This is a genomic window from Cupriavidus pauculus (assembly GCF_022179805.1).
GTDB lineage: Bacteria > Pseudomonadota > Gammaproteobacteria > Burkholderiales > Burkholderiaceae > Cupriavidus > Cupriavidus pauculus_E.
Genome location: NZ_BPUO01000002.1, coordinates 421,775 through 434,865, shown reverse-complemented (window position 1 = coordinate 434,865; position 13,091 = coordinate 421,775). Strand labels below are relative to the sequence as shown.

At 66.8% G+C, this 13,091-nt stretch carries 11 protein-coding genes; all 11 read right to left on the bottom strand.

The genetic code is table 11. The features are described from left to right. Positions 1–32: 32 nt before the first annotated feature. Positions 33–635: a D-glycero-beta-D-manno-heptose 1,7-bisphosphate 7-phosphatase gene (gene gmhB / locus MFF62_RS05585; RefSeq protein WP_238261007.1), complete on the bottom strand. Its 603-nt coding sequence runs from the start codon at positions 633–635 to the stop codon at positions 33–35. Between the two features lie 29 nt (positions 636–664). After that, on the bottom strand, positions 665–2,788 hold the full coding sequence (glyS, locus tag MFF62_RS05580) for a glycine--tRNA ligase subunit beta (protein WP_238261005.1): 2,124 nt from the start codon (positions 2,786–2,788) through the stop codon (positions 665–667). Between the two features lie 30 nt (positions 2,789–2,818). Further along, entirely contained in the window at positions 2,819–3,439 is a 621-nt protein-coding gene (locus MFF62_RS05575; protein ID WP_238261003.1) for a hypothetical protein, read from the bottom strand. Further along, entirely contained in the window at positions 3,436–4,389 is a 954-nt protein-coding gene (gene glyQ, locus MFF62_RS05570) for a glycine--tRNA ligase subunit alpha (RefSeq protein ID WP_238261001.1), read from the bottom strand. Before glyQ ends, MFF62_RS05575 begins: the two co-directional genes overlap by 4 nt. A gap of 477 nt (positions 4,390–4,866) precedes the next feature. Beyond that, on the bottom strand, positions 4,867–6,456 hold the full coding sequence (lnt, locus tag MFF62_RS05565) for an apolipoprotein N-acyltransferase (RefSeq protein WP_404990676.1): 1,590 nt from the start codon (positions 6,454–6,456) through the stop codon (positions 4,867–4,869). Between the two features lie 47 nt (positions 6,457–6,503). Then, positions 6,504–7,391 carry an HlyC/CorC family transporter gene (locus MFF62_RS05560; RefSeq protein ID WP_238260997.1) on the bottom strand — a complete coding sequence of 296 codons (888 nt, stop codon included), beginning with the start codon at positions 7,389–7,391 and terminating at the stop codon, positions 6,504–6,506. Positions 7,392–7,501: 110 nt separating this feature from the next. Then, on the bottom strand, positions 7,502–8,254 hold the full coding sequence (gene ybeY, locus MFF62_RS05555; RefSeq protein WP_238260995.1) for an rRNA maturation RNase YbeY: 753 nt from the start codon (positions 8,252–8,254) through the stop codon (positions 7,502–7,504). 2 nt (positions 8,255–8,256) lie between these two features. Next, positions 8,257–9,252, bottom strand: a complete 996-nt coding sequence (locus MFF62_RS05550) for a PhoH family protein (RefSeq protein WP_238260993.1) — start codon at positions 9,250–9,252, stop codon at positions 8,257–8,259. A gap of 6 nt (positions 9,253–9,258) precedes the next feature. Beyond that, positions 9,259–10,611, bottom strand: coding sequence for a tRNA (N6-isopentenyl adenosine(37)-C2)-methylthiotransferase MiaB (miaB, locus tag MFF62_RS05545; RefSeq protein ID WP_238260991.1), 1,353 nt, complete (start codon positions 10,609–10,611; stop codon positions 9,259–9,261). A 63-nt stretch (positions 10,612–10,674) separates the two neighbouring features. Continuing rightward, positions 10,675–11,079: a hypothetical protein gene (locus tag MFF62_RS05540; protein WP_238260989.1), complete on the bottom strand. Its 405-nt coding sequence runs from the start codon at positions 11,077–11,079 to the stop codon at positions 10,675–10,677. Between the two features lie 193 nt (positions 11,080–11,272). Continuing rightward, on the bottom strand, positions 11,273–12,961 hold the full coding sequence (locus tag MFF62_RS05535) for a ClcB-like voltage-gated chloride channel protein (protein ID WP_238260987.1): 1,689 nt from the start codon (positions 12,959–12,961) through the stop codon (positions 11,273–11,275). Positions 12,962–13,091 lie beyond the last annotated feature (130 nt).

The following is a 13,091-nucleotide window of genomic DNA, read 5'->3' as shown; positions in this document are numbered from 1 at the left end:
ATGGGGGCGAATTCAGGAAGACGGGTGCAGCCTCAGGGCGCGGGCGAGGCTGCATGGGCAGCCGGGGCAGGGGACTTGTGCGCCCCTTCCGCGATGAGCCAGCGGGCAAACGCGGCCAGGTCGTCGTGCACGCGCGTATTGGCGGGCAGGCCGCCCTTGTCGAGCGTGCGCAGGCCCTTGCCAGTGCGCACCAGGTGCGGCAGGCAGCCCACGGCCACGCCGGCCTCGAGGTCGCGCAGCGAATCGCCCACGGTGGGCACGTTGCGCAGTTCGATGCCGAAACGCTCGCCGATCTGCTCGTACAGGCCCGACTTGGGCTTGCGGCAATCGCAGTTGTCGGCGGCGGTGTGCGGGCAGAAGAACACGGCCTCGACGCGGCCGCCAAGGTTGGCCAGCGCCTTGTACATCTTCTCGTGCATCGCGTTCAGTGCACTCATCTCGAACAGGCCGCGGCCGATGCCCGACTGGTTGCTGGCAATCGCGACGCGATAGCCGGCCTGGTTCAGCATGGCGATGGCTTCGAGACTGCCCGGAATGGGAACCCATTCGTCGGGCGTCTTGATGAAGTGGTCACTGTCGAGATTGACCACGCCGTCGCGGTCCAGGATCACGAACTTCGGCAGGGACTGTGGCATGGCTCTCTCCGATGTGGCCTGACAGCAGCTTAGGCCGCCAGCTTGGAAATGTCTGCCACGCGGTTGGCCAGCCCGTGCAGCGTGGCCAGCAGCGCCAGGCGGTTGGCGCGCAGCTTCGCATCTTCGGCCATCACCATCACGTCGTTGAAGAAGCGGTCCACGGCATCGCGCAGCTGGGCCAGGTCACGCAGCGCGGCGGTGAAATCGCCACCGGCGAAGGCGGCTTCCACGCCCGGGCGCACGCGCTCGATCGCTTCGAACAGCGCGCCTTCGGCCGCTTCCTGGAACAGCGCGGTGTCTACCGTGCCGATCGCTTCGTCGGTCTTCTTCAGGATGTTGGTGATGCGCTTGTTGGCGGCGGCCAGGGCCTCGGCCTCGGGCAGCGCGGCAAACGTGCGCACGGCTTCCATGCGGGCCAGGATGTCGTGCAGGCTGGCCGGGCGCAGGCTGACCACGGCTTCCACTTCATTGGTGGTGTAGCCCTTGTCCTTCAGGTAGCCGCGCACGCGGTCGTACAGGAAGTCGGTGATCGCCTCGCGCGCCGGCTTGACGGCGGCGATGCCGGCAAACGACTGCTCGGTCAGTGCCAGCAGCGTGTCGATCGACACCGCCAGCGGCTTCTCGATCAGCATGCGCAGGATGCCCAGCGCATGGCGGCGCAGCGCGAACGGGTCCTTCTCGCCCGTGGGCTGCAGGCCGATGCCCCAGATGCCCACCAGCGTTTCCAGCTTGTCGGCCAGCGCCACGGCGGTGCTCACGTTGCCCGCGGGCAGCGCGTCGCCGGCAAAGCGCGGACGGTAGTGTTCGGAACAGGCCAGCGCCACGTCCTCGGCCTCGTCGTCATGGCGCGCGTAATACGTCCCCATGGTGCCCTGCAGCTCGGGGAACTCGCCTACCATGTCGGTCAGCAGGTCGGCCTTGGCCAGTTCGGCGCCACGCATGGCGGCGGCCTTGTCGACGGCGGCACCGGCGGCGTTCATGGCGTCGGCCACGTGGCCGGCAATCTGCTGCAGGCGCTGCACGCGGTCCAGCTGGGTGCCGATCTTGTTGTGGTAGACCACGTTGGCCAGTTGCGGCACGCGCGAGGCCAGCGTCTTCTTGCGGTCCTGGTCGAAGAAGAACTTCGCGTCGGCCAGGCGCGGGCGCACCACGCGCTCGTTGCCAGTGATGATCGACTGCGGCGTGTCGGTGGCCAGGTTCGAGACGATCAGGAAGCGGTTGCGCAGCTGGCCGGCAGCGTCGGTCAGCGCAAAGTACTTCTGGTTGGTCTGCATCGTCAGGATCAGGCATTCCTGCGGCACGGCCAGGAACGCTTCCTCGAAGTGGCACGGATAGACCACCGGCCATTCCACCAGCGAATTCACTTCGTCCAGCAGCGAATCGGGCATCACGGCCTGGTCGGCGCCGGCTTCCTTGAGCAGCGCGCTGCGGATGCGCTCGCGGCGCTCGGTGTAGCTGGCCACCACGCGGCCGCGCGACTCCAGCAGGCCCGCGTACTCGCCCGCATGCGGAATCTCGATGATGCCTTGCGACAGGAAACGGTGGCCTTGCGTGATGTTGCTGGCCTGCAGGCCCAGCACCGCCACCGGCACGATTTCTGCGCCGTACAGTGCGATCAGGCTATGCGCCGGGCGCACGAAGTGCACCGTGGCGCCGTCAGGGCGCTGATAGCTCATCACCTTGGGAATCGGCAGCTTGCCCAGCGTTTCGTCTAGCGCTGCCTGCAGGCCATCGGCCAGCGTGGCACCCTTGGCCGTGTAGCGGTAGAAGAACGCGTCGGCCTTGCCGTCGGATGCGCGCTCCAGCGTCTGCCAGTCGATCTCCGCCACGCCCACGGACTTGGCCAGGGCGGCGAGCTTCTTGGACAGCGGCGCGGTCGGTGCGCCGTTGGCGTCCAGCGCCACGGTCAGCGGCAGCACCTTCTCGCGCTGCTCGCGGTCCGGTGCGGTCCGGCGCACGCCGGTCACCAGCGCGGCCAGGCGGCGGGGCGTGGCAAACGGCGTCACGGCGGCGCCGGCGTCGAGCAGATCGCGCGCGCCGAGGCCATCGAACAGACCCTGCGCGAAGGCATCGCCCAGGCGGGCCAGCGCCTTCGGCGGCAGTTCTTCGGTGAACAGTTCGATCAGCAGCGAATCGGTCATGGGTTGCGACATGAATCTATCCAACAGGTATGGGCGCGCGCATCAGCAGCGCGGCGCGAGATTGGGTTCCACGCCAGACAGCAGCCACAGGCCGTTCTGCTGGCGGAATTGCAGCGTGGTGTAGGCGCATTGCACCGCCACCCCGGAAGCGCCGCGCGTACCGGCGGCGGGGAATCGGGCATCGATGCGCTGGGACCGGCGGTCGTAGCGGATCTCGTCGATCCGGCCACCTACCCAGAAATCGATCTTCGCGGGCAGCTGCGCGGCGGATGCGTAGGTGCGCACCACCCGGCGCGACCGGCCGGCGTGTTCTTCCCACTCCACCCACTGCAGCGGATAGCGGATGGCGCTCTCATAGGCGCGCAGCGGCACGCGATGCCAGCCGAGATCGCGAGATCCCGACAGGTCGCACGAGAACGAGCGCACCAGCTGCGTCCACTGGTCGATCGACGACAGCGACGGACGCCAGTGCCGCGTGATGGCCTGCTGCAGCGCCTGGGCGTCGGCCTCGCAGATATTGGCCAGTTCCGCCGGCAGGTACAGCGCCTGAGGCGCCGGCGCGGGCGAGGTGCGCGCGGCGGCGAATGCGCTGCCAGCGGGCGACAGCGCAACCGGCACGGCAAGGGTCATCAGTGCCAGCGTGCCGCGCAGGCGGGGCGTCATGCGCGAGCCCCCTGGTTGCACATCGGAAAGCCCAGCGATTCGCGCGAATCGTAGTAGGCCTGCGCCACCATGCGCGACAGGTTGCGGATGCGGCCGATGTAGGCGGCGCGCTCGGTCACCGAGATTGCCCCGCGCGCATCGAGCAGGTTGAACGTGTGGGCGGCCTTCAGCACCTGTTCGTACGCCGGCAGTGCCAGGCGGGTGCTGTTCAGCTTCGGCGTGCCGTCTTCGTTCTTTTCGCCGGTATCGCCCATCAGGCGCTTGGCTTCGCCTTCATGCTCCGAGAAATGGCGGAACAGGATTTCGGTGTTGCTGTGTTCGAAGTTGTAGGTGGACTGCTCCACCTCGTTCTGGTGGTAGACGTCACCATAGGTCAGACGGCGCGTCTCGCCGTTCTCTTCCCATTCGGTCCACACCAGGTCATAGACGTTTTCCACCTTCTGCAGGTACATCGCCAGCCGCTCGATGCCGTAGGTGATCTCGCCCGTGATCGGCTTGCAGTCGATGCCGCCCACCTGCTGGAAGTACGTGAACTGCGTGACTTCCATGCCGTTCAGCCAGACTTCCCAGCCCAGGCCCCAGGCGCCCAGCGTGGGATTTTCCCAGTCGTCCTCGACAAAGCGGATGTCGTTCTGCTTCAGGTCCAGGCCCAGGGCTTCCAGCGAACCCAGGTACAGCTCCAGGATATTCTCGGGCGCGGGCTTGAGCACTACCTGGTACTGGTAGTAGTGCTGCAGACGGTTCGGATTCTCGCCATAGCGGCCGTCCTTGGGACGGCGCGACGGCTGCACGTACGCTGCGCGCCACGGCTCTGGGCCAATTGCGCGCAGGAACGTGTGCACGTGCGACGTGCCGGCGCCGACCTCCAGATCGATCGGTTGCAGCAATGCGCAGCCCTGCCGGTCCCAGTAGGCCTGCAGGGTGAGAATCATTTGTTGGAAGGTCAGCATAGGAAGACGAATTGGAAAGCTGGCGGGCAAGTGCGCGAACGGTCTCGCGCAGGGTTTGCCAAACCTTGGATTCTATCGGGTTTTTGGCTCGTCTCAGCCGCGATCGTGGTCGAAAACCGTGTCCGAGGGCACGAATCGTGCGTGTCTACGGTGTCGGGCCTGCGCAACGGGTCGGGTAAATCCCGACCCCCGTTTCAGAACCGTCCGACACGTGCCGATACCATTTTTGTATACAGTGGAAGCACGCAGCTACCGAATCACAAACCAGATGGCTGCCAACCGGACTGCGGGCTTCCCCGGGGTCGAAGCGCCGTCTTACAGCTTGTACAGGGCGTCGCGGTCCGCGAATCAGAAAACAACGTTAAGGGGATTTGTCATGTCGCTGCTGTCTCGCAAACCTTATGTCGTCGCGATCGTCGTGATGGTAGCCGCCGCCGCGGTGTCGATGGCGACGTCACTGGCCGGCTGATCGCCGGCTCAGGCCGCCCGGCGCCGCGCCCGCAGCGCCAGCAACAACACGAGCACGCTGCCGGCCAGCGCCGGCACGTTGCCCCAGCGGATATACGGCGTCAGGCCCTGCATGCCCTGCACGCTGGCTGTCAGCGTGCCCACTTCGAACGTCGGCAGCCTGGCCTGGACTTTGCCGTCGGGGCCGACCACGGCCGTCATCCCGGTATTGGTCGCGCGCAGCATCGGGCGGCGCATTTCCAGCGCCCGCATGCGCGAGATCTGCAGATGCTGGTCCAGCGCGATGGTGTCGCCAAACCATGCCAGATTCGTCACATTCGCCAGCATGTTCGCGGGCGTGGCCTGCTGGCGCAGCGTCGTGGCGATTTCCTCGCCGAACAGATCCTCGTAGCAGATGTTGGGCGCCACATGGATGCCGCGCACCGGCACGGCCGGCTGGTCCAGCGTGCCGCGCCGGAAATCGCCCAGCGGCATCTTCATCATGTTCACGAACCAGTGGAAGCCGAACGGGATGAATTCGCCGAACGGTACCAGGTGGTGCTTGTTGTACCGGTACAGTTCGTTCTGCTCGGGGCCGATCGCAAAGACGCTGTTGGTGAAGTCCACCGGTGAATCGGCGCCGGCCGCACCAAAGACGACCGTCGTCCCGGTCTTCTCCATATAGGAGCGCACGTCCTTGGCGATATCGAGCGGCAGGTCCTGCAGGATCACCGGGAATGCGGTCTCGGGCGTGACCACGAGGTCTGCCGGCGCTGCCGTGATCAGGTCGCGATACAGCTCCAGCGACCGCTGGATGCCGACTGGCTCGAACTTGATGTCCTGGGCAACGTTGCCTTGCAGCAGCCGCACGTTGATGGGCTGCCCCACGGGCACGGTGTAGGCCAGCGGCGCCAGCGCCAGGCCGCCGCCGAGCGTGGCGACAATCAGCCCGGCCGACCCGGCGGCAGTGCCAGTGGCGCCCGGCTCCGACCGGCGCAACGCGGCGCGCACGCCTGCCACCAGCAGCGCCGATGCGGACGCCGCCAGGAACGAAATGCCATAGACGCCGAACAGCGGCGCGAAGCCCGACAACGGGCCGTCGGTGTGCGGATAGCCGCTGCCCAGCCATGGGAAGCCGGTGAACACCACGCCGCGCAGCCATTCGGACAAGGCCCAGGCCGCGCCGAAAGCCAGCGCCGCCAGGATGCCGTCGCGGCCGCGCCGGGTCAGCCAGTGCCAGAGGGCGGCGGCCAGCGCCGGCCAGAGCGACAGGTAGCCCGCGAACAGCACCACGGCCAGCGCCGCCATCCAGGCAGGCATCTCGCCGTAGACGTGCATGCTGATATAGAGCCACCAGATGCCGGACAGGAACCAGCCCATCCCGAACGCATAGGCGGTGGCGGCGGCCGCGCGCGGACGCGGCGCGTCGGCAACCAGCGCCACGAGCCCGGCCACCGACAGGATCTGCAGCCACCACCAGTCATGCGGCGCGAACGCCTGCGTGTGCGCCACGCCAAGCGCGGCGGCAATCAGCAGGCGGAACAGCATGCCCTGGCGCGATGTGGCCTGGAAGGCGCCGGCAGGGGTGGCGGAGGGGGAGGACGGACCACTGCCGACCATCGGATCGGTGCGGCGGGTAGCCACGGCGTCGGGCGTGCCGGCGCGCTTCATGCGTCGGCCATGCCGTTGGTGTCGGCGGGTGCCTCGCGGTGCACCTGGAGCAGGTGCACCTGGCGCGCGTCGGCGCGGAGCACCTCGAAGCGGATCGGCGGCAAGGTGATGATTTCGCCACGATGCGGCACGTGGCCGACGTGATTGGTCAGCAGGCCGCCCACGGTATCGACATCGTCGTTCGAAAACGCCGTGCCGAATGCCTCGTTGAACTGCTCGATCTCGGTCAGGCCGCGCACGCGCCAGGCGCCGTCCGCGGTGGGCAGGATCATGTCCTGGTCCTCATCCAGATCGAACTCGTCCTCGATGTCGCCAACGATCTGTTCGAGCACGTCCTCGATCGTGACCAGTCCGGCCACGCCGCCGTACTCGTCGACGACGATGGCAATGTGATTGCGGTTGATACGGAATTCGCGCAGCAGGATATTCAGTCGCTTCGACTCCGGAATGAACACGGCCGGGCGCAGCGTTTCGCGCAGGTCGAAGTTCTCGTCGGTGTAGTAGCGCAGCAGGTCCTTGGCCAGCAGGATGCCGATGATGTTGTCGCGATTGCCCTCGTACACCGGAAACCGCGAGTGTGCGGTCTGCTGCATGAACGGGATGAACGCTTCTGGCGTGTCCGCGATGTTGACCGCATCCATCTGGGCACGGGGCACCATGATGTCGCGCGCAGTCAGCTCCGATACCTGGAACACGCCCTCGATCATCGAGAGCGAATCGGCATCGATCAGGTTGCGCTCGTGCGCATCCTGCAACACTTCGAGCAGTTCAGCGCGGGTGTCCGGCTCAGGGGAGATGAAATCCGAAAGGCGTTCGAGAAGGGATCGGGGCCGATCCGGCTGCCTGAAACTGGCAGGTTTCGAACTGGGATAGGGGTCGTTCATGTCGCGGCGAGCGCGTGGTGGAGATCGTCTGAAGCATACACTAAAAGGCTTGCAGCCCCGTGACGCCAGGATTGTAGTGTCTCCGGCATCACGGGTCCAGCCTTTTGTGACTACTCGCGCACCGGCAGATACGGGTCGCTGAAACCGAGCGCCTGCAGCGTTTCGGTTTCGATGGCTTCCATTTCCTCGGCCTCTTCGTCGTCTTCGTGCTCGTAGCCCTGCGCATGCAGCACGCCGTGCACGATCAGGTGCGCGTAGTGTGCTTCAAGCGGCTTCTTCTGTTGCCGGGCTTCCGTTTCCACCACCGGGCAGCACAGCACGATGTCGCCGGTCACAGGATCGTCGGCGCTCTCGGCGTAGGCGAACGTGAGCACATTGGTCGCGTAGTCCTTGCCCCGGTACGTGCGGTTCAGCGCGCGGCCTTCTTCCTCGTCGACAAAGCGCACGGTCAGCTCGGCGTCGGCGTAGAGCGCGGACTTCACCCACTTTTCGATCAGCTTGCGCGCCGGCACGCCCTTGCGGGCGCGTGCGCCGTCGCCGAACTGGACATCAAGCTCCACTTCGGGCGGCGTGGCCGGCGTGCCCGTGGTGGTCACGATCGGCGTGGCGGTGACGGCCACCGACAGCGTGTCGGCGTCGTCGGGGCGTACTAGGAGGCCGGCCTGCTGGCGCGTGTCGGTGTGCTCGGCCAGCAGGGCCACCACGCCGTCGTTGGCTTGCGAGAGGTCGAGCGTCAGGCTGCGGCCGTCGGCCAGCTGGATACGCAGTGCGTGGACCGACGCCTTGCGCGCGCGGCCGTCGGCATCGAACAGGACGACGCGCGTGGCGTCGGGCGTCTTGGTGACGGGGGACTTCTTGGTCAAGATCAGGCGTCCTTATGCTGGGCGTGATATTCGTCGTAAGCATCGACGATGCGAGCCACCAGCGGATGGCGCACCACGTCGACGCTGGAAAAGCGTGTAACGGCCACACCGCGCACATCGCGCAGCACGTGCTGCGCTTCCACGAGGCCGCTCTTCTGGCCGCGCGGCAGGTCGATCTGCGTGGTGTCGCCGGTGATCACGGCCTTGGAGCCGAAGCCGATCCGCGTCAGGAACATCTTCATCTGCTCCGGCGTGGTGTTCTGGGCTTCGTCCAGGATGATGAACGCGTGGTTCAGCGTGCGGCCGCGCATGTACGCCAGCGGCGCGATCTCGATCATCTGGCGCTCGAACATCTTCTGCGTGCGATCGAAACCAAGCAGGTCGTACAGCGCGTCGTACAGCGGGCGCAGGTACGGATCCACCTTCTGCGCCAGGTCGCCGGGCAGGAAGCCGAGCCGTTCGCCCGCTTCCACGGCCGGGCGCGTCAGCACGATGCGCTTGACGGAGTCGCGCTCCAGCGCGTCCACGGCGCACGCTACGGCCAGATAGGTCTTGCCCGTGCCGGCCGGCCCGACGCCAAGCGTCAGGTCGTGCGCGAGGATGTGGCGCAGGTATTCGCGCTGCATCGCCGTGCGGCCCTGCAGGCCCGAGCGGCGCGTGTGCAGCACCGGCGAGTCGTCTCCCACTTCGGTCGGCGCGTCGTCGTCGTTGCCGGGCAGGTAGGCACCATGCGCGGCGATCTGGCGCGCTTCCACCAGGCCAAGCTGCACGTCGTCGATCGACAGCGTCACCCTGGCGTTGTTGTAGAAGCGTTCCAGCGCCAGCGCAGCGTCCTGCGCGCGCTCGCCGCGCACCGTCATGCGGTGGCCGCGGCGCTGGATCGTCACGTCCAGCGCCTGTTCGATCTGGCGCAGGTTTTCATCGAGGGGCCCGCACAGGTTCTGCAGGCGGGTGTTGTCGTCCTTGGGCGCGACAAACTCTGCGGTTGGAATCTTCATAACGCCTTATTGACGCACGATCAGTTCGCCGCGCAACGAGTGCGGGAACGCCTGCGTGATGTTCACGTCCACCAGCTGGCCGATCATGCGGTCGCGCTGCGCCAGGGGCACGCCCGGCAGCGCAAAGTTGACCACGCGGTTGTTCTCGGTGCGGCCGTGCAGTTCGGTCGGGTCCTTGCGGGCCGGGCCTTCCACCAGGATGCGCTGCACCGTGCCAAGCATGCCCTGGCTAATGCGCACCACGTTTTCCTCGATCGCGGCCTGCAGCACCTGCAGGCGGCGCAGCTTCACGTCGTACGGCGTATCGTCGTGCAGGTTGGCGGCCGGCGTGCCGGGGCGTGCGCTGAAGATGAACGAGAACGACGTGTCGTAGCCGATCTCGTTGACCATGGCCATCAGCTTGTCGAAGTCGGCATCGGTCTCGCCGGGAAAGCCGACGATGAAGTCCGACGACATCGACATGTCGGGGCGGATGGTGCGCAGCCGGCGGATGATGCTCTTGTATTCGAGCACGCTGTAGCCGCGCTTCATCGCCATCAGCACGCGGTCCGACGCATGCTGCACGGGCAGGTGCAGGTGGTTCACGAGCTTGTCGCAGCGTTCGTACAGCTCCACCAGGCGCGACGTGAATTCCTTCGGGTGGCTGGTGGTGTAGCGGATGCGCTCGATGCCGGGAATCTCGGCCACGTACTCGATCAGCAACGCGAAGTCGGCAATCTCGCTGGTACCGCCCATGGTGCCGCGATACGCGTTGACGTTCTGGCCCAGCAGCGTCACCTCGCGCACGCCCTGGTCGGCCAGGCCAGCCACTTCGGCCAGCACGTCCTCGAACGGGCGCGACACTTCCTCGCCGCGCGTGTAGGGCACCACGCAGTAGCTGCAGTACTTCGAGCAGCCTTCCATGATCGACACGAACGCGCTCGGGCCATCCACGCGCGCCGGCGGCAGGTGGTCGAACTTTTCGATCTCGGGAAACGAGATGTCGACCTGCGACAGGCCGGTGCTCTGGCGGCGGTTGATCAGGTCGGGCAGGCGGTGCAGCGTCTGCGGCCCGAACACGACGTCGACGTACGGCGCGCGCGACACGATGGCGGCGCCTTCCTGGCTGGCCACGCAGCCACCCACGCCAATCACCAGGTCGGGTTTGGCGGCCTTGAGCGCCTTCATGCGGCCCAGTTCGGAGAACACCTTCTCCTGGGCCTTTTCGCGGATCGAGCAGGTGTTGAACAGGATCACGTCGGCGTCTTCGACGTTGTCCGTGGGCTCCATGCCCTGCGTGGCGTTCAGTACGTCCACCATCTTGTCCGAGTCGTACTCGTTCATCTGGCAGCCGTACGTTTTGACAAATACCTTCTTCATGGTGCCGGTCTCAGTGGTTTACCTGGGGGCATCCAGGGCACAACAGGTTGTTTCAGAAATGGGTCAGTGCGCGGCCTTCCACGCCTTGACTTCCGCATCGGTCAGTACCCACGCGGTCAGCAACTGGCCATAGAGGTCGAGCTTGTATCGCACATCGAGCTTCTTGCCTGCCACCGTGTTCGGGTTGATCAGCGCAGTGTCCGTGCTGAAGAGCCGCAACCCCGGGGCCACGCCGTGGACCTTGCCGTCGAGCTTGGCCTGCAGCGGGTCGGTGGCCGACGGCCGCGCCAGTTCCATGCGCGCCATGGGCGCGTCGGCGGGGATCACGCGGATCGGCGTGCCGCCGACGGGCGTGGGCACTGCCTGGGTCGTGGCCTGGGTGGTGATCTGCGCCATGGCCGGGGCGACGGCAAACAGCAGCACTGCGGCGCACGCAACGTGCATCGAACGCGAAAACAGCTTCGGCATGAGGGCTCCCGACAAAGAAAAACAGCGATCGTTATTGGAATACCGCCGGCGCCGGACGCCATCACGCTTGCAGCCACATTGCGCAGGCAGGGTAGCCGGCGATTTTACCCGTTTGCGGACCGGGAAGGGGAACGGCGCGGCTGCGCGGTGTGGCGCAATCCGTACATCGGCCGGATCGCGGGCAGCCGTCTGCCTAGAACAGGCAGGATGCCTCTTGCAGCACGCGCTGCTTGGATACGGTGCCCATCAGTTCGCGGCTGGCGGCATCGCGCACCAGTGGGATGCGGTTGATGCCATGTTCCGAGAAGATGGCCAGCGCATCGCGCAGGCGCGAGTCGGGGGTCAGGCAGGGGAAGCAGAGGTCGCCCAGCGACAGCAGCGTGGCATCCGGCGCCTCGCGCTGCGCGCGCTGGACGGCGTGGATCGAGATGGCGCCCAGCAGCGTGCCGGCGGCGTCCACTAGGTACAGGTAGCGCGTGCCGGTTTCGGCGAACTTGTCCGCTGCCTGCGCCACCGAAGCAGTGGGGTCGATGACCGTGTTCGTCGGATCGCACAGCCCGGCCAGGCGCAACCCGCGCGCGCGTTCCACGGCGGCGCTGGCCTGGGCGCGCTCCACAACCACGCTGTACAGCGACAGCGTCTGGCAGCGCGACGCCGTGTAGTACGCCGCCACCGCGCCGATCATCAGCGGCAGCAACAGCGTGGGCGCCAGCGTCATCTCGAACACCATCAGGATCGACATCAGCGGCGCCTGGCTGGTGGCGGCCAGGAAAGCCGTCATCCCCACCAGTGGCAGCACCGGCGTATCGGTCCCGCCCGGGATGCCAAGCGCCACCAGTTGGCCCAGCGCCGCGCCCACGAACATCGACGGCGTGAACACACCGCCAATGGCGCCGGAGCCCATGCTGACCACGGTGGCCACGAGCTTGGCCAGCAGCACGCCCCAGACCGCCACCGAGAGCGGTTCGTTGCGCAGGATCGTCTGGATCGTGTAGTAGCCGTTGCCCACCACCTCGGGCACCACGGTGGCCAGCAGCCCCACCAGCAGGCCACCCAGCGCCAGGCGCGCCACCGGGCCGCCGGGCACGTGCCGGAAGCCGTTGCGGGCCAGCGTGTTGGCGCGCATGAATACCGCGCCCGAAACGCCCGCGATCAGGCCGATGCCGGCGGCGGCCAGCAGCAGGTGCGGCTGCTGGAGCAGGTCCGGGCCGATGTGAAGCCCGGTGTAGAGCGGCTCCAGGCCGCCGCGCCACTGGCTGACCATCGTGCCGGCCACCGAAGCCAGGAACAGCGGCATCAGCCGCTGCACGGCCAGTGCGCCGAACACGACTTCGGCCACGAAGACGGCGGCGGACAACGGCGTGTGATAGGCGGTGGCAAGACCGGCGGCGGCACCGCAGGCGGTGAGCATGCGGCGCATGTTGCTGTCGTCGCCGGCCTGGTCGGCGCGGCTCGACGGAAAGACCGAGCCGGTCAGCGCGGCCAGCTGGATCATGGCGCCTTCCTTGCCGACCGAGCTGCCCGATACGATCGAGCAGAACGACGACAGCGCGCGCAGCAGGGTGATCTTGATCGGCAGCCGGCCAGACCCGCGTGCCACGGCTTCCATGTATTCGCTGGGCAGGGTCTCGGTGCGCGCATAGTGCTGCGCGGCCACCACCAGCGCGCCGGCCACGGCGCCGCCAACCATCGGAATCACCACGCGCCACACCAGTGCCAGGCCGGCGAAGACCAGCACGATATCGGCGTTCTTGCCGAACATGACCAGCCCGCTGGCTTCCAGCGCGTCCTTGAACAGTGTGGTCACGATGCCCGCCAGCAGGCCAATGGGGATGGCCGCGAAAAGCGTGACTTCCTGGTCTTCGAGAAAACGGAACCGCATGGCGATGGGAGGGGGCTGGCGCGCGCCGGCACCGGGTGGCCGCCATGATAGCGCAGGGCCACCTGAAGCCTACTACCGGTACGCCCATTTCCACAGACTGGTACACTACGGGCCTTTCCAGCCCGGGAGC